16 protein-coding genes are annotated in these 15,165 nt (G+C 67.7%); 9 read left to right on the top strand and 7 right to left on the bottom strand.

Annotated features, from left to right (window positions below):
* From L2U69_RS01240 to L2U69_RS01230, 3 genes are all read left to right on the top strand, one after another.
* Complete coding sequence (locus tag L2U69_RS01240; protein WP_236104531.1) at positions 1-843, top strand: ABC transporter permease; 843 nt, start codon at positions 1-3, stop codon at positions 841-843.
* A 122-nt stretch (positions 844-965) separates the two neighbouring features.
* Positions 966-1,712, top strand: coding sequence for an aspartate/glutamate racemase family protein (locus L2U69_RS01235; protein ID WP_236104530.1), 747 nt, complete (start codon positions 966-968; stop codon positions 1,710-1,712).
* Positions 1,709-2,395, top strand: a complete 687-nt coding sequence (locus tag L2U69_RS01230; RefSeq protein WP_236104529.1) for a flavin reductase family protein — start codon at positions 1,709-1,711, stop codon at positions 2,393-2,395. The genes L2U69_RS01235 and L2U69_RS01230 overlap by 4 nt, the downstream gene beginning before the upstream one ends.
* Before the next feature lie 22 nt (positions 2,396-2,417).
* Here the strand turns inward: L2U69_RS01230 and L2U69_RS01225 are convergent, their stop codons facing one another.
* The 3 genes from L2U69_RS01225 to groES all read right to left on the bottom strand — a co-directional run bounded on the left by L2U69_RS01225 (position 2,418) and on the right by groES (position 5,341).
* Complete coding sequence (locus L2U69_RS01225) at positions 2,418-3,152, bottom strand: hypothetical protein (RefSeq protein WP_236104528.1); 735 nt, start codon at positions 3,150-3,152, stop codon at positions 2,418-2,420.
* Positions 3,153-3,316: 164 nt separating this feature from the next.
* Complete coding sequence (gene groL, locus L2U69_RS01220; RefSeq protein WP_236104527.1) at positions 3,317-4,966, bottom strand: chaperonin GroEL; 1,650 nt, start codon at positions 4,964-4,966, stop codon at positions 3,317-3,319.
* A gap of 57 nt (positions 4,967-5,023) precedes the next feature.
* Positions 5,024-5,341 carry a co-chaperone GroES gene (gene groES / locus L2U69_RS01215; RefSeq protein WP_236104526.1) on the bottom strand — a complete coding sequence of 106 codons (318 nt, stop codon included), beginning with the start codon at positions 5,339-5,341 and terminating at the stop codon, positions 5,024-5,026.
* A gap of 327 nt (positions 5,342-5,668) precedes the next feature.
* Here groES and L2U69_RS01210 point away from each other — a divergent pair, with 327 nt between their 5' ends.
* The 5 genes from L2U69_RS01210 (at position 5,669) to L2U69_RS01190 (ending at position 9,120) form a co-directional block, all read left to right on the top strand.
* Positions 5,669-6,484 carry an N-acetylmuramoyl-L-alanine amidase family protein gene (locus L2U69_RS01210; protein ID WP_236104525.1) on the top strand — a complete coding sequence of 272 codons (816 nt, stop codon included), beginning with the start codon at positions 5,669-5,671 and terminating at the stop codon, positions 6,482-6,484.
* A gap of 17 nt (positions 6,485-6,501) precedes the next feature.
* On the top strand, positions 6,502-6,873 hold the full coding sequence (locus L2U69_RS01205) for a DUF423 domain-containing protein (RefSeq protein ID WP_236104524.1): 372 nt from the start codon (positions 6,502-6,504) through the stop codon (positions 6,871-6,873).
* Between the two features lie 4 nt (positions 6,874-6,877).
* A complete protein-coding gene (locus L2U69_RS01200; protein ID WP_236104523.1) occupies positions 6,878-7,285 on the top strand; it encodes a hypothetical protein in 408 nt (135 codons plus the stop codon).
* An 87-nt stretch (positions 7,286-7,372) separates the two neighbouring features.
* Positions 7,373-8,473 carry a rod shape-determining protein RodA gene (gene rodA, locus L2U69_RS01195; protein ID WP_236104522.1) on the top strand — a complete coding sequence of 367 codons (1,101 nt, stop codon included), beginning with the start codon at positions 7,373-7,375 and terminating at the stop codon, positions 8,471-8,473.
* Positions 8,474-8,478: 5 nt separating this feature from the next.
* Positions 8,479-9,120, top strand: a complete 642-nt coding sequence (locus L2U69_RS01190) for an exopolysaccharide biosynthesis protein (RefSeq protein ID WP_236104521.1) — start codon at positions 8,479-8,481, stop codon at positions 9,118-9,120.
* A 10-nt stretch (positions 9,121-9,130) separates the two neighbouring features.
* On the opposite strand, the gene mfd is transcribed toward L2U69_RS01190, so the two are convergent.
* The 4 genes from mfd to L2U69_RS01170 all read right to left on the bottom strand — a co-directional run bounded on the left by mfd (position 9,131) and on the right by L2U69_RS01170 (position 14,448).
* Positions 9,131-12,694, bottom strand: coding sequence for a transcription-repair coupling factor (gene mfd / locus L2U69_RS01185; protein ID WP_408065793.1), 3,564 nt, complete (start codon positions 12,692-12,694; stop codon positions 9,131-9,133).
* A gap of 14 nt (positions 12,695-12,708) precedes the next feature.
* A complete protein-coding gene (locus L2U69_RS01180) occupies positions 12,709-12,975 on the bottom strand; it encodes a succinate dehydrogenase assembly factor 2 (protein WP_236104519.1) in 267 nt (88 codons plus the stop codon).
* Positions 12,976-13,021: 46 nt separating this feature from the next.
* A complete protein-coding gene (locus L2U69_RS01175) occupies positions 13,022-13,468 on the bottom strand; it encodes a DUF29 domain-containing protein (RefSeq protein WP_236104518.1) in 447 nt (148 codons plus the stop codon).
* A gap of 65 nt (positions 13,469-13,533) precedes the next feature.
* Positions 13,534-14,448: a LysR family transcriptional regulator gene (locus tag L2U69_RS01170; RefSeq protein ID WP_236104517.1), complete on the bottom strand. Its 915-nt coding sequence runs from the start codon at positions 14,446-14,448 to the stop codon at positions 13,534-13,536.
* 122 nt (positions 14,449-14,570) lie between these two features.
* Here L2U69_RS01170 and L2U69_RS01165 point away from each other — a divergent pair, with 122 nt between their 5' ends.
* Positions 14,571-15,122 (top strand): carboxymuconolactone decarboxylase family protein, encoded by a 552-nt coding sequence (locus tag L2U69_RS01165; RefSeq protein ID WP_236104516.1) that lies wholly within the window; start codon positions 14,571-14,573, stop codon positions 15,120-15,122.
* Positions 15,123-15,165 lie beyond the last annotated feature (43 nt).

Genomic DNA, 15,165 nt, shown 5'->3' with positions numbered 1-15,165 from the left:
ATGGGCAGTGAACGCAAGGGCCTCGGCTATTGGCTGCTGGCCGGTTTCTTTTGCCTCTTCGTCCTCTTCCTCTACGGGCCGACGATCACCATCATGATCCTGTCGTTCCAGGGCGAGAACGGCGGCCTGACCTTCCCCATGAACGGCTTCTCGCTGCATTGGTTCGGGCGCCTGTTCGAACAGCAGGCGGTGGGCGATTTCGGCGGCTCGATCTCGCGCTCGCTGATCCTCGGGCTTGTGGTCACGGTGGTGACGGTCACCGTCTCGCTGGCGGCGGGGCTCGCCTTCCGGCGACGCTTCTTCGGCGCGACGCCCCTCTTCTACATGGCGATCGCCAGCCTGATCGTGCCCTCGATCCTGGTCAGCCTCGGCATCGGCCTGATGTTCAACGTGCTCGGCATCGAGCCGACCTGGATCACCTCCGCCCTCGGCGCCCATCTGACCTGGACCCTGCCCTTCGGCCTCCTGATCATGTTCGCGGTCTTCAACCGCTTCAACCGGGCCTATGAGGAAGCCGCCCGGGACCAGGGTGCCAGCCCGTGGCAGACGCTGCGCCACGTCGTGGTGCCGATCCTGCTGCCGTCCCTGATCGGCGTCGGCCTGTTCGGCTTCACCCTGTCCTACGACGAATTCGCCCGCAGCCTGATGACCACCGGCAGCTACAACACCCTGCCGCTCGAGATCTACGGCATGACCACCAGTGTCACGACGCCGGTGCTCTATGCCCTCGGCACGGTCACCACCCTGCTTTCGATCGTGGTGATCACGGCGACCCTGCTCACCCTGACCTGGGTGCAGCGCCGGCGCGCCGGCAAGGGTTCCGACGCCGGCAAGGCGGCCTGACCCGGGACCGTCGCCCCGGCCCGGTGCGGGCCGGGGCCTTTCTCCACGAGGGGCGGGTGTGTAACCTCCAGATGATTCCGGCCTTCGCCGGAATGCCGAATGGTGGTGGAAACGCCTGAATCATGCGCATCAAGATCATCAACCCCAATACCACCCGGTCGATGACCGAGAAGATGGCGGCGGCGGCCCGCGCCGTCGCCGCCCCGGGAACGGAGATCGTCGCCGTCTCGCCCGCCGGCGGACCGGCCTCGATCGAGGGTCATCACGACGAGGCGATCGCCACCATCGGCCTTCTGGAGGAAATTCGCGCGGGCGAACGCGAGGGGTTCGACGGCTACGTCGTCGCCTGCTTCGGCGATCCCGGCCTGCTGGCCGCGCGGGAGGTAGCCCGTGGCCCGGTCGTCGGCGTCGCCGAGGCGGCGATGCATGTGGCGAGCCTGGTCGCGCCCGGCTTTTCCGTGGTCACCACTCTCGGAAGGACCAGGGGCCAGGCCGCCCATCTGGCCGAGCGCTACGGCATGGCCCGTTTCTGCCGCCGTGTCCGCGCCGCCGAGATCGAGGTGCTGGCGCTGGAGGATGACGCCACCGGCGCCTATGCCCGCATCCTCGGCGAATGCCGGGCGGCGCTGGCGGAGGACGAGGCGGGCGCCATCGTGCTCGGCTGCGCCGGCATGACCGACCTCGCGGCCCGGCTGCAGGCCGACCTCGGCGTGCCGGTGATCGACGGCGTGACGGCGGCCGTGAAACTGGTCGAATCCCTGGTCGGGCTCGGGCTCGCCACCTCCAAGCGGGGCGAACTCGCCCCGCCGCTGCCGAAGACCTATAGTGGCCCCCTCGCCCATCTGTCGCCGGGAGCCGACATTCCTTGAGCAAGAAGAGTTTCGACTTCGCCGATCTCGCCGGCCGCGATCAGTACAAGCTGCTGATCGGCACCGTGGTGCCGCGCCCGATCGCCTGGGTCACCACCGTCGACGGCTCGGGGCGCGTCAATGCCGCGCCCTTCAGCTTCTTCAACGTCTTGTCGTCGGAGCCGGCGATCGTCGCCCTCGGCCTCGACCTCAAGGCCGACGGCACGGCGAAGGACACCACCCGCAACATCCGCGAGACCGGCGAATTCACCGTCAACATCGTCTCCAACGCGCTCGTCGAGGCGATGACGGTCTGCGCCATCCCCTTTCCCCATGGAACGGAGGAACTGGCCGAGGCGGGGCTGACCACGGCCCCCGGCCTCAAGCTCCGCTGTCCCTACATCAAGGAGGCGCGCGCCGCCCTGGAATGCCGGCTGTTCCAGGACATCGCCCTGCCGACCGGCCGCGCCATCATTCTGGGGGAAGTGGTCGCCGCTCATGTCGACGACTGCATCCTGACGGAGCGCCTGCATGTCGATGCCCATGGTCTCGACGCCGTCGGTCGCATGGGCGGCGAAGCCTATGCCAGCACCCGCTATCTCTTCGACCTGAAGCGCCTGACGGTGGAGGGCTGGGCCGCGACCCATGATCCGGGGCCCCGACGCCCCCATCCCGCCTGGACACCGCGCGGCCGGAAGGACTGAGGTCCGCCCGGCTGGCGTCGGCTCAGCGGGTCTGGCCGTTCGGATCGAGCGGCCAGGGCTGGCCCGGCTGACGGCGATCGGCGGTGCGGCGGCCGTCCGTCGTGGGCGGCGGATTGCCGGTACGATCCTCGTAGCGCCGATCCTGATGGGCGCGCATCGTCTGCTGCGCATCCCGGTCGCGATTGCGGCGGCGTTCGGCGTCGATATCGGCCTGACGCTCGCGCATTTCCTGCTGGCGGCGGCGCTGATCCGCCGCCTGCTCGCGCTGTTCGTGCTGGCGCCGGTCGCTTTCGGCCTGGCGGCGGCGCCAGTCTTCCTGCTGATCGTGGTCGCGACCCCGGTCGTCCGCGCGGCGTCGGTCGTCGTCGCGACGATGGTCGCCGCCGTGGCGGCGGCGCTGCTCCTCGAGGGCCGCCTCGCGCCGGCGCTGTTCCTCGTAGTGGCGGCGCTGGCGCTCCGCCTCCGCGGCACGGTGGCGGTGGTCGTCGCGGCGGTAGTCCGGCGCGGGCCGATAGGCCGGAACGGTCACCACGGTCGTGCCGTGGCTGTAGTAGGTCGGCCCGCCATAACCATAACCATACCCATGGCTCTGGCCGTAGCTGCCGCCATAGCCGTAGCCCGGGCCGTCACCATAGCCGTAGCCGTCGTCGTAATAGCCGTAGCGATCGTCCGTATAGGCGACGCAGCCCGCCAGGGCCACCGGCAGCGCGAGGACGACGACAGCCGTCCTCAGCGCGCGCATCGACCGTCCCGTCATGATTTTCCTCCGCCGAATCGTGTCCTCATGTCGTCATCAACACGTGACGGGGCCGGAGGTTGCCGAAGGGGCCGGCAAAGGGCCCGGGCGAAGGTCGGGCGGGCCGAACGAAAACGGGGCCGGCTTTCGCCGGCCCCGTCTCAACGAGCCTGGATGGGCCGGACTTAGAAGTCCATGCCGCCCATGCCACCCATGCCGCCCATGTCGCCGCCCGGCATCGCGGGGCCCTTCTTCTCGGGCTTGTCGGCGATCATGGCTTCGGTGGTGATCAGCAGGCCGGCCACCGAGGCAGCGTCCTGCAGGGCGCAGCGCACGACCTTGGTCGGGTCGATGATGCCGGCCTTCACGAGATCGGTGTAGACGTCGTTCTGGGCGTCATAGCCGGTCTTGGTGTCCTTGCCTTCGAGCAGCTTGCCCGCGACCACCGCGCCGTCCTTGCCGGCGTTCTCGGCGATCTGACGGACCGGAGCCTGCAGGGCGCGGCGGATGATGTCGACACCGTGACGCTGGTCCTCGTCGTCGATCTTCATCTTGTCGAGGGCGCGGGTCGCATAGAGCAGCGCGGTGCCGCCGCCCGGGACGATGCCTTCCTCGACCGCGGCGCGGGTGGCGTGCAGGGCGTCGTCGACGCGATCCTTACGCTCCTTCACCTCGACCTCGGTCGAACCGCCGACCTTGATCACGGCGACGCCGCCGGCCAGCTTCGCCAGACGCTCCTGGAGCTTCTCGCGGTCGTAGTCGGACGAGGTCTCTTCGATCTGGGCACGGATCTGGCCGACGCGGGCCTGGATCTGGTCCTTCTTGCCGAGGCCGTCGACGACCGTGGTGTTTTCCTTGTCGATGACGACCTTCTTGGCCTGGCCGAGCATCTTCAGGTTCACGTTCTCGAGCTTGATGCCCAGGTCTTCGGAGATCACCTGGCCACCGGTCAGGATGGCGATGTCTTCCAGCATGGCCTTGCGACGGTCACCGAAGCCCGGCGCCTTCACGGCCGCGACCTTCAGGCCGCCGCGCAGCTTGTTCACGACCAGGGTGGCCAGCGCCTCGCCTTCCACGTCCTCGGCGATGATCAGCAGGGGACGGCCCGACTGAACCACCGACTCGAGAACCGGCAGCATGGCCTGGAGGCCCGACAGCTTCTTCTCGTGGAGGAGGATGTAGGGGTTGTCGAGCTCGACGGTCATCTTCTCCGCGTTGGTCACGAAGTAGGGCGACAGGTAGCCGCGGTCGAACTGCATGCCCTCGACGACGTCGAGTTCGGTCTCGAGGCCCTTGGCCTCCTCGACCGTGATCACGCCTTCCTTGCCGACCTTCTCCATGGCCTTGGCGATCATCTCGCCGATGGCGCGCTCGCCGTTGGCCGAGATGGTGCCGACCTGGGCGATCTCGTCCGAGCCGGAGATCTTCTTCGACTGCTTCTTCACCTCGGCGACGACGGTCTCGACCGCGAGGTCGATGCCGCGCTTCAGATCCATCGGGTTCATGCCGGCGGCGACGCCCTTGGCGCCTTCGCGCACGATGGCGGCGGCGAGAACGGTCGCGGTGGTGGTGCCGTCACCGGCCATGTCGTTGGTCTTCGAGGCCACTTCGCGCACCATCTGGGCGCCCATGTTCTCGAACTTGTCGGCGAGCTCGATTTCCTTCGCGACCGAGACACCGTCCTTGGTGATGCGCGGCGCGCCGAACGACTTCTCGATGACGACGTTGCGACCCTTCGGGCCGAGGGTGACCTTCACCGCGTCGGCGAGGATCTCGACGCCGCGCAGCATGCGCGAACGGGCGTCGGTGCTGAAACGAATGTCCTTGGCAGCCATTGGCTAGCTCCTTGAATGTGTTGGGCTTCTTTGACGGGAAGGGAGCAGCGGCGCCGGTCAGGCGGCCTTCTTGCCCTTCTTCGCGGTCACTTCGAGAACACCCAGGATGTCCGATTCCTTCATGATCAGCAGGTCGTCGCCGTCCAGCTTGATCTCCGTGCCGGACCACTTGCCGAACAGGATGCGATCGCCCACCTTGACGTCGAGCGCCACCAGTTCACCCTTTTCGTTGCGGGTGCCGGAGCCGACGGCGACGACTTCGCCTTCCTGCGGCTTTTCCTTCGCGGTGTCGGGAATGATGATCCCGCCCTTGGTCTTCTCTTCCGCTTCGATGCGCTTCACCAGGACCCGGTCGTGCAACGGCCGAAAGCTCATGGAAACCTCCTCTGGATTAGACAAAGGCCTATTGTCTGGCCGCGTTGTTAGCACTCCCGAATGGCGAGTGCCAGCAACCGCCGCACAGTTAGGCACGGGCCCATCGCCTGTCAAGACGGCTGCGTCACAAATCCCGAAACTTGCACGACACAGCGCCGCCGGCGCCTTACATCGGAATCTCAGTAACCAATTACAAGCGCTTGATTCGGAAGAAATTTTCTGACAAATTCGGGCTCTCTGGACGGGTAATCGCGCCAGGCACCGGCCATGCTTTGCTTCGGGCACGGCGGACGGTGGCGCATCTTGGGGATTTCGGCGGGTTCTGCGATGGGCATCGATCGTCGCGAAATGTTGAAACTGGGGCTCGGACTGCCCTTCCTGCTGTCGGCCGGCGCGTCGGGCGCACTGGCCGCGCGGCTGGAGGGCGGCGTGCCCATGCCCTCGCGCAAGCCCGGGACGGCGGCGCGCCTGCCCCTGATCATGCTGGATCCCGGGCACGGCGGCCGCGATCCCGGCGCCATCGGGCCCAGCGGCGCCTATGAGAAGGATATCACCCTCGACCTCGCCAGGCGCATCGCCGCCAGGATCGAGGCGGGCGGGCGCTGCCGCGTGAAGATGACCCGCAGCCGCGACGTCTTCGTGCCGCTGCAGAACCGCGCGCTGGCCGCGCAGGAGGCGAAGGCCGACCTCTTCATCTCGATCCATGCCGATTCGGCGCCGAACCCCGACGCGCGCGGCCTGTCCGCCTATACGCTGTCGGAAAAGGCGTCGGACGGGCTGGCGGCGGCCATCGCCGACAAGGAGAATGCGGTCGACCTGATCCACGGTCTCGACATCGGCGTGACCGATCCGGACGTCGCCGCCATCCTCTTCGACCTCAGCCGCCGCCATTCCCTCAACACGGCGCTGGCGCGCAAGGCCCATATCGTCAAGGCCGCCGGCTCCAAGCTGCACCTGATGGACAATCCGCGCCGGTCGGCCAATTTCGCCGTGCTGCGCGTGCCCGACGTGCCCGCCGTGCTGATCGAGACCGGCTTTCTCTCGAATGCCGCCGACGAAAAACTGCTGACCTCCGACCGCAGCCGGGCCAAGATCGCCGGCGTGCTGGCGGATGCCTTCGCCGGCGCCCTCAAGGTCGCGTGATTGGTGAAAGCACCTCCATGAATCCGCTGTTCCGCGCCGCGCTGGTGATCGCCGCCCTCGACGGCCTGCTGGCGGTCGGCATCGGCGCCTTCGCCGCCCATGGCCTGAAGGCCACCGCCACCGCCTATCAGCTCGGCCTGATCGAGACCGGCAGCCTCTATCAGATGGTGCATGCCGCCGCCGCCGTCGCCGCGCTCTGGCTGGTCGACCGGGGCCGTCTGTCGGTCGCGGCGCCGCTGGCGCTCGCCCTCGGCGCGCTGATCTTCGCCGGCGCGCTCTATTCGATCGCGCTCGCGGATCTCTCCCTCGGCATGGTCGCGCCCGTCGGCGGCACCATGATGCTGATCGGCTGGGCCTGGATCCTGGTCACCACCCTGTTCCGGGGCTGACGCCATGGCCCGGCAACCGCGCTGGCTGGGCTTGCTGCGCCTGGGCACCGAGCCCGCCTCGCCGCCGCCGCCACCGCCCGACATCGACTGGCTCTATCCCTGGGTGCCCCTGGACGATCCCGAGCACCGCGCCGTCTTCAACGCCCAGCTCCGTGCCGAAATCGGGCCCGAGCATGTGCTGCGGCGGCGCAAGACCGCCGCCATCGCCCGCGTCGACGGCCTGGACGACATGCTCTTTCTGCTCGACGGCGGCGAAGTCGCGCAGGTGCACCTGACCTTCGCCAAGCAGATGGAACGCGATCCGCGCTGGCCCCGCACCGCGATCTTCCCTTCGCTCGAAGCCTGGTCCGAGGCGGTCATGCGCCCGGACCATCACGATTGGACCATCGACGGGGGGGACATTCCGGTCTAGAACGGGGTCAATCCTTCGACACCGCAACATCGGACCCGCGCCTTGAGCGTCTATTCGAGCCGTGAGGGCGATCGCCCATCCCTGGGAATGCGCCTCCTGTCGATCAATTGGGGCCTCGTGCTCCTGGTGATCGCGATCGCCGCCATCGGGGTCGCCATGCTCTATTCGAGCGCCGGCGGCAGCTGGGACCCCTGGGCCGGGCGGCAGCTCGCGCGTTTCATCATCGGGCTCTGCGTCATGGTGGTGGTCGCGGTGATCGACATCTCGCTCTATGCCCGATACGCTTATCTGCTCTATGGCGTCACCCTGGTCGGCCTCGTCGGGGTGGAGGTCATGGGCTCCATCGGCATGGGCGCGCAACGCTGGATCGACCTCGGCTTCTTCCAGATCCAGCCCTCCGAAATCATGAAGCTGGCCCTGGTGCTGGCCCTGGCGCGCTATTTCCACGGCGTCATGCCGGAACACATCGGCCGCCCCACGGTGCTGATCGTGCCCCTGATCATGGTTCTGCTGCCGATCGCCCTGGTCCTGAAACAGCCGAACCTCGGCACCGCCACCCTGCTGCTGCTCGGCTCCGGCGCGATCTTCTTCCTGGCGGGGGTCAGGCTCTGGAAATTCGCCATCGTCATCGGCGCGGGGCTGGCGGCCCTGCCCATCGCCTGGGAATTCCTGCACGACTACCAGAAACGACGGGTCCTGACCTTCCTCGATCCCGAGGCGGATCCCCTCGGCGCCGGCTACAACATCCTGCAGTCGATGATCGCGCTCGGCTCCGGCGGTGTGTTCGGCAAGGGCTACCTGCTCGGCACCCAGAGCCAGCTGCGCTTCGTGCCGGAAGTCCATACCGACTTCATCTTTCCCCAACTGGCGGAGGAGTTCGGCATGATCGGCGGGCTTCTGCTGATCCTGCTCTATGTGTGCGTGTTCGGCTATGCGCTCGCCATCGGGCTGGGCTGCCGCCACCAGTTCGGGCGCCTCGTGGCGCTGGGCATCGGAACCCAATTGTTTCTCTATGTGTTCATCAATCTGTCCATGGTGATGGGGTTGATTCCGGTGGTCGGCATTCCCCTGCCTCTCGTTTCCTATGGCGGTTCCGCGACCATGACCCTGATGATCGGCGTCGGACTCATTCTTTCCGTTTCCGTGCATCGCGAACGGCGCCTGCCCCGCCGTCTCGACCACGGCTGAGGTCCATGGCACGGCGCCAGAAGAAATCCGTCCTGCGCGAACCGACCGTCGCCGAAACCCTGGTGGTTCTCGCCTTCGGCTGGCCGGAGGAACGGATCGCCATCGGCGCCATCGTCGATCAACTGGCGGAACGGGGCTTCGGCCTTCTCATCCTGCTGCTGTCGCTGCCGACCTGCCTGCCGGTGGCGCCGCCCGGGCTCTCCGCCATCGCCGGTTTTCCGATCGCCCTCATCGCCCTGCAGATGGTCGCCGGCATGCCGCGGCCCTGGCTGCCCAAGCGGATCCTGCGCCGGACCATCCGCACCGACGACCTGCGCCGCGTGGTCAGGGGCGGCCTGCCCGTCATCAACCGCTTCGAGAAGGTGCTGAAGCCGCGCTATGCCTTCCTGACCGGGGCGGCGGCGGAGCGCCTGACGGCGGTGCTGATCGCGGCCCTCGGCGTCATGCTGGCAAGCCCGATCCCCTTCACCAACATCCCGCTGTCCTTCGCCATCATGTTCCTGGCCCTCGGCCTGATCGAGCAGGACGGGCTGATGACCATGGTCGGCATCGCCGCCGGTTTCTCGGCGATCGTCTTCCTGATCTACATGACGGTGATTTCCTGGGACGCCGTCGCCGCCTGGCTGGGGCCGGTCCTCGGGTTCTGACCCGGCGGCATCAGCGCCGGCGGGGCGCCAGATGGGCGGGAACCGGGGCCCTGGGCTGCGGCTTCGCATTCGGCAGGGATTTGGCGGCGTCCACGTCCGGCGCGGCTTCGGCGATGTCGGCGAGGCGGCGGACGAGGTGGAAGGCGCCCTTCAGGCGGGTGTCGACGTCGCTCCAGTCCTGGAGCCAGACCAGCTTCTGATCGGGGCGGAGCTTGATCGTGCCGGCCGATTTCGACAGCCATTGCACGAGGCCGGCCGGATTGGCGAAGGCCTGGGCGCGGAAGGCGACGGTGGCGCCCTTGGGGCCGGCGTCCAGCTTCTCGATGCCGGCGCGCTTCGCCAGCGCCTTCATCTCGACGATCGTCAGCAGGTTCTTCACCTCTTCCGGCAGATCGCCGAAACGGTCGATCAGTTCGGCGGCGAAGCCGTCGATCTCGCCCCGCGTCTCGAGGCGGGAGATGCGGCGGTAGAGCTGCATGCGCAGGTCGAGATCGGCGACGTAACCTTCCGGGATCAGGACCGAGGCGCCGAGGTTGATCTGGGGCGACCATTCGCCCGCCTCTTCCTCGTCGATCGCGCCGCCGGCGAGGCGGGCATTGGCGATCGCCTCCTCCAGCATCTCCTGGTAGAGCTCGAAGCCGACTTCGCGGATGTGACCCGATTGTTCCTCGCCCAGGAGATTGCCGGCGCCGCGAATGTCGAGGTCGTGGCTGGCGAGCGTGAAGCCCGCGCCCAATTCATTGAGGCTTTGCAGGACGTCGAGGCGGCGTTCGGCGGTGGTCGACAGGCGGACGCGCGGCACCGTCGTCAGATAGGCGAAGGCGCGGTTCTTGGACCGCCCGATCCGGCCCCGGATCTGATAGAGCTGGGCGAGGCCGAACATGTCGGCGCGATGCACGACCAGCGTGTTGGCGGTCGGAATGTCGAGGCCGGATTCGACGATGGTGGTCGACAGCAGCACGTCGTATTTGCCGTCGTAGAAGGCGTTCATCACGTCTTCCAACTCGCCCGCCGGCATCTGGCCGTGGGCCTTGACGTATTTCACCTCCGGCACATGTTCGCGCAGGAAATCTGCCGCCTCGTCGAGGTCGGCGATGCGCGGCACGACATAGAAGCTCTGCCCGCCCCGGAAATGCTCGCGCAGGATCGCCTCGCGCAGCACGACGGGATCGAAGGGCATGACGAAGGTACGCACCGCCAGGCGATCGACCGGCGGCGTCGCGATGATCGAGAGTTCGCGCACACCCGACATGGCCAGTTGCAGGGTGCGCGGAATGGGCGTCGCGGTCAGGGTCAGGACATGGACGTCGGCCCGGAGCTGCTTCAGGCGTTCCTTGTGGTTGACGCCGAAATGCTGTTCCTCGTCGATGATGAGAAGGCCCAGGTCCTTGAAGGCGATGCTCTTGCCGAGCAGGGCATGGGTGCCGATGATGATGTCGACGTCGCCGGCGGCCAGCGCCTTCTTCGTCTCCGTCGCCTCCTTCGCCGTCACCAGGCGCGACAATTGCTCGACGCGAATGGGCAGACCGGCGAAACGCCTGGTGAAGGTGGCGAAATGCTGGCGGCACAGCAGCGTCGTGGGGGCGACGATGGCCACCTGCTTGCCCGACATGGCGCCGACGAAGGCGGCCCGCAAGGCAACCTCGGTCTTGCCGAAGCCTACGTCGCCGCAGATCAGCCGGTCCATGGGCTTGCCGGAGGTCATGTCCGCCATCACGTCGGCGATGGCCTTCAACTGATCCTCCGTCTCCTCGTAAGGGAAGCGGGCGGCGAATTCGTGATAGAGCCCGTCCGAGACATGGAGCGAGGTCGCGGTCTTCAGGGCGCGTTTCGCCGCGATGTCGATCAGATGGGTCGCGATCTCGCGGATGCGGCGCTTCAGTTTCGCCTTCCGCGCCTGCCAGGCGCCGCCGCCCAGGCGGTCGAGCTGCGCCTCGCTGTCGCCGGAGCCATAGCGCGTCAGCAGTTCGATGTTCTCGACCGGCAGGAACAGCTTGTCGCCGCCGTCATAGACCAGATGCAGGCAGTCGTGGGGTGCCCCTGAAACGTCGATGGTCTTCAGCCCCTCGAAGCGGCCGATGCCGTGATCGACATGGACCACCAGATCGCCGATCGACAGCGTCGACGCATCGGTCAGGAAATTGTCGGCCTTGCGTGCCCGTTTCGAGGCGCGGATCAGGCGGTCGCCCAGCAGGTCCTGCTCGGTGACGACGGCCAGATCCTCGGTCTCGAAGCCGCGGTCGATTCCGATGATCGCCAGCGCCACGCAGTTGCGCGGCAGATCGGCGATGGCCGCCGGCGTTTCCACCGCCGCGATCGGCTCGATCCCGTGGTCGCGCAGCACCATGTGCAGGCGATCGCGCGAGCCGGCGGAGGCGGCGGCGATCACCGGGCGCTTGCCGGCGGCGACCAGCCCCGCCAGATGGCCGGCGAGCGCCTGATAGGGGCTGCCGCCCTGGGCCCGTTCCGGCGCGAAATCGCGGCCCGGGCGCCCCTTCAGGTCGAGGGCCGCGTTCGGCGCGGCGAAGGGCTCGAACACCCGGACCTGGCGTTTCGCCAGCGCATCCTCCAGCGTCGAGCCGGTCAGATAGAGGAGGCCCGGCGGCGGCGGCTTGTAGACCGTGCCCTGGGCCACCACCGTCTTCTGGTCGCGCGCGGCGACACGGGCGGCGTGATAATCGGTAACCAGCGCCAGGCGCGCTTCCACCGCCGCCTCGAACTGGGAGTCCAGGGTGACGAGGTAATCCGGGCAATAGTCGAGCAGACTGTCGAGCCGTTCGTAGAACAGGGCCAGCCAATGCTCGACACCGGCATGGCGCCGCCCGGCCGAAATCGCCTCATAGAGCGGATCATCGTCGGTCACGGCGCCGAACAATTCGACATAGGCCTGACGGAAGCGGCGGATGGCATCGGCCTCGAAGGGCACTTCGCTGGCCGGCACCAGGGCCATTTCGGTCGCGGTGCCGGTGGTGCGCTGGCTCTCTGGATCGAAGCGCCGCACGCTTTCGATGGTGTCGCCGAAGAAATCGAGGCGATAGCCCTCCTCCGCCCCCGGCGGCAGGATGTCGACGATGCCGCCCCGGACGGCGAATTCGCCCGCCTCGGTCGCCGTGCCGACCTTGCTGTAGCCCGACCGTGCCAGATAGGCGGTCAGGCCGGCGATGGGCAGGTCGTCGTTCACCTTGGCGCGCAGCGTCTCGGCCGCGATGGCGGCGCGGGGCGGCAGGCGCTGCAGTGCCGCCTCGACCGAGGCGATGACGACGCGGCCGCCGGGCTTTTCGCGGGGCGGGGCCAGACGGCTCAGGACTTCCATGCGCCGGGCGACGATTTCCGGCCCCGGCGAGACGCGGTCATAGGGCAGGCAGTCCCAGGCCGGCAGCACCAGCACCTCGAGGTCCGGCGCGAAGAATTCGAGGGCGGCGGTCAGGGCCGGCAGGCGCGCCTCGTCCCGCGCCAGGTGAAGGACGTCCGTTGTCTTCGCCGCCTCGGCGATGGCGAGCGCGTCGACACCCTCCGGCGCCTCGGCGACGATCAGGCGGGGCCTGCCGTTCAGGATCTTGGCAATCGGCAACACGGCGTCACACGGAATCAGTTGTCGACACGAAACCGCAGCAGGAGATCCATGACCGTGCCGCGCATGCGCGCCGGCACCTCGGCGGTGCCGGTCACCCAGGCATAGATGTCCGGATCCTGCTCCTCGAGGAGGATTTCATATTGGTCGAGTTCGTCGGCCCCGAAGCCCGCGACATGGGTATCGGCGAAGCGCCCGAGGATGATGTCCGTCTCCTTGGTGCCGCGATGCCACGAACGGTACCGCGCCCGCCGCCGCCGGATCTCGATGTCGTCTTGCTGCATGGGCCGATCATATAGGCCGGCGAAGGCGCCCTGTCACCTGCGAGGATCACGTCTCCGGCCAGAACCCCTCATCAATGATCTGCTCAAAACGCCAGGGGCAATCCGTCGGAAATGCCCCGGACCCAAGGCCGGTCTCGGCGCCCGCCTCGATCACGGCTCGGCCATAAGCGCGCGCCACGGCTTCGTCTATCGATGCCTTCAGGCTCGGATTGTCAGCCAGATGGTCAAGCAATTCGCGGCGCTGGAGCCTGACCGTCGCCTGCCATGAAGCGGAACGATGATCGGGCTGGAATCGCCATTTCAGCAGATGCGCGAGAAGCACGGCGAGGCGGCTGACCAATTCGCGCTTTTCGCTGCGCCCCATGCTCTCAATCTCCTCGGCGATATTCGCGACATCCGCCTCGCTAAAGCGACCGGCACGCAACAGGGCCGCCTGCTCGTTGGCCCAGGCATAGAAATCGCTGTCGTAGAGGCTTCGGTTCGTCTCGGCCATGCGGCACTCCCGTCTCGACACAGAGTATGAGCGCGCCATTCCCCCGCAACAAGGCCCACCGCGTTTCAGCCCGGTGCCAGAATTGCCTTCGTCAGCACCGCTTCCAGCCGGGGCGCCGCGAAATCGATGAAGGCGCGGAGTTTGCGGGGGACGAGGCCGCCGCCATAGAGGATATGGACCGGCCAGGGGGCCGGCTCGTCATCCGCCAGCACGACGCGCAGGCGGCCGTCGGCGACGGCGTCCGCCACCTGATAAGAGAGGACGCGGGTCAGGCCGAGGCCGGCGGTGGCAGCCGCGATCGCCGATTCCGCCGCATTGACGGTCATCCGGGAATGGATGCGCACGGCGCGCTCCAACCTTCCTTCGCCGAAGGACCAGCGGTCGGGTGCCGTCAGGCTGGCGAAACTGACGCAGTCGTGGGCACTCAGATCCTCGGGCCTTTGCGGGATGCCGCGCGCGGCCAGATAGGCGGGGGCGGCGCAGACGACACGCCGCACCCGCCCGAGCCGGCGGGCGCGGAGCCCGCTGTCGGGCAGTTGGCCGATGCGGATGGCGGCATCGATCTGGTCTTCGTGCAGACTGACGTTGCGGTCGCTCTGTTCCAGGCGGACGTCGATCTCGGGATAGGCCGCCAGGAAATCCGTGACCACCGGCACGACATGCAGGCGCCCGAAGACGATGGGCGCCGCCAGGCTGAGCAAGCCCTTGGGCGCCACGAATTCGCCCGATGCGATGCGTTCCGCCTCCGCGACATCGTCGAGGATGCGGCGGCAGGCCGCCAGATAGGCTGTTCCCACATCGGTCGCCGCGAGGCCCCGGGGCGAGCGCATCAGCAATTGGGTGCCGAGCGCCGCTTCGAGGTCGGCGACACGGCGGCTGACGGTCGCCAGCGGCAAGCCCAGGCGGCGGGCACCTGCCGACAGGCTGCCCGCGTCGACGACGGCGATGAGGATCGACATGCTGTCGAGACGATCGACCATGGCTTCCATTTCATGGGAGAAGCGTTCCCGATGATACCGTCTACTTCTAAAATATGGAAGCCGGTAGCTTGCCCCCGTCACCCCCGACACCCCCTCTCACCCCGGCCAACAGGAGCAAGCCCATGTCCCGCATCACCATCCCCGCCTCGATCGACGCCGCCCCGGAAGCCTCGCAGCCCTTGCTGCGCCAGGTCGAAAAGCAGCTCGGCAGCGCGCCGAACCTGTTCCGCCTCGCCGCCCGGAGCCCGGCCGCGCTGGAAGGCTACCTCGGCATTTTCGGTGCTCTCGGCAAGGGCCGCCTGCCGGCCGCCACCCGCGAGCGGATCGCGCTCGCCATCGCCGAATTCAACGGCTGCGGCTATTGCCTGTCGGCCCATACCTATCTCGGCAGCAATCTGGCCAAGCTCTCGCCCGAGGAGATCGCGGCCAATCGCGCCGGCCGCTCGACCGACGCCCGCGCCGATGTCGCCGTCCGCTTCGCCCGGAAGGTCGTGGAGACCCGGGGCCATGTTTCGGACGCTGACCTGCGGGACCTGCGCGCCGCCGACTATGACGACGCCCAGATCATCGAGATCGTCCAGCACGTCGCCCTCAACATCTGGACCAACTACCTGAACGAAGTGGCGCAGACCGATATCGACTTCCCGGCCGTGGCGCCCGGTATCGCCGCCTGATCCAAGCCCTGCCTGACCCAAGACCTGCCTGACCCAAGACCTG

It is taken from the genome of Zavarzinia marina, assembly GCF_021568905.1.
In the GTDB taxonomy this organism is placed as follows: Bacteria; Pseudomonadota; Alphaproteobacteria; order Zavarziniales; family Zavarziniaceae; genus Zavarzinia; species Zavarzinia marina.
This window is presented reverse-complemented; position numbering and strand designations above follow the sequence as displayed.

What these genes read in the sequence shown, in the direction of transcription:
- L2U69_RS01210 (WP_236104525.1), top strand. Translation starts at nt 5,669, where the DNA reads ATGGGCATCGATCGTCGCGAAATGTTGAAACTGGGGCTCGGACTGCCC.
- L2U69_RS01170 (WP_236104517.1), bottom strand. Translation starts at nt 14,448, where the DNA reads ATGGTCGATCGTCTCGACAGCATGTCGATCCTCATCGCCGTCGTCGAC.
- L2U69_RS01165 (WP_236104516.1), top strand. Translation starts at nt 14,571, where the DNA reads ATGTCCCGCATCACCATCCCCGCCTCGATCGACGCCGCCCCGGAAGCC.
- L2U69_RS01180 (WP_236104519.1), bottom strand. Translation starts at nt 12,975, where the DNA reads ATGCAGCAAGACGACATCGAGATCCGGCGGCGGCGGGCGCGGTACCGT.
- L2U69_RS01235 (WP_236104530.1), top strand. Translation starts at nt 966, where the DNA reads ATGCGCATCAAGATCATCAACCCCAATACCACCCGGTCGATGACCGAG.
- groL (WP_236104527.1), bottom strand. Translation starts at nt 4,966, where the DNA reads ATGGCTGCCAAGGACATTCGTTTCAGCACCGACGCCCGTTCGCGCATG.
- L2U69_RS01190 (WP_236104521.1), top strand. Translation starts at nt 8,479, where the DNA reads ATGGCACGGCGCCAGAAGAAATCCGTCCTGCGCGAACCGACCGTCGCC.
- L2U69_RS01240 (WP_236104531.1), top strand. Translation starts at nt 1, where the DNA reads ATGGGCAGTGAACGCAAGGGCCTCGGCTATTGGCTGCTGGCCGGTTTC.
- L2U69_RS01175 (WP_236104518.1), bottom strand. Translation starts at nt 13,468, where the DNA reads ATGGCCGAGACGAACCGAAGCCTCTACGACAGCGATTTCTATGCCTGG.
- groES (WP_236104526.1), bottom strand. Translation starts at nt 5,341, where the DNA reads ATGAGCTTTCGGCCGTTGCACGACCGGGTCCTGGTGAAGCGCATCGAA.
- rodA (WP_236104522.1), top strand. Translation starts at nt 7,373, where the DNA reads ATGCGCCTCCTGTCGATCAATTGGGGCCTCGTGCTCCTGGTGATCGCG.
- L2U69_RS01205 (WP_236104524.1), top strand. Translation starts at nt 6,502, where the DNA reads ATGAATCCGCTGTTCCGCGCCGCGCTGGTGATCGCCGCCCTCGACGGC.
- L2U69_RS01225 (WP_236104528.1), bottom strand. Translation starts at nt 3,152, where the DNA reads ATGACGGGACGGTCGATGCGCGCGCTGAGGACGGCTGTCGTCGTCCTC.
- L2U69_RS01200 (WP_236104523.1), top strand. Translation starts at nt 6,878, where the DNA reads ATGGCCCGGCAACCGCGCTGGCTGGGCTTGCTGCGCCTGGGCACCGAG.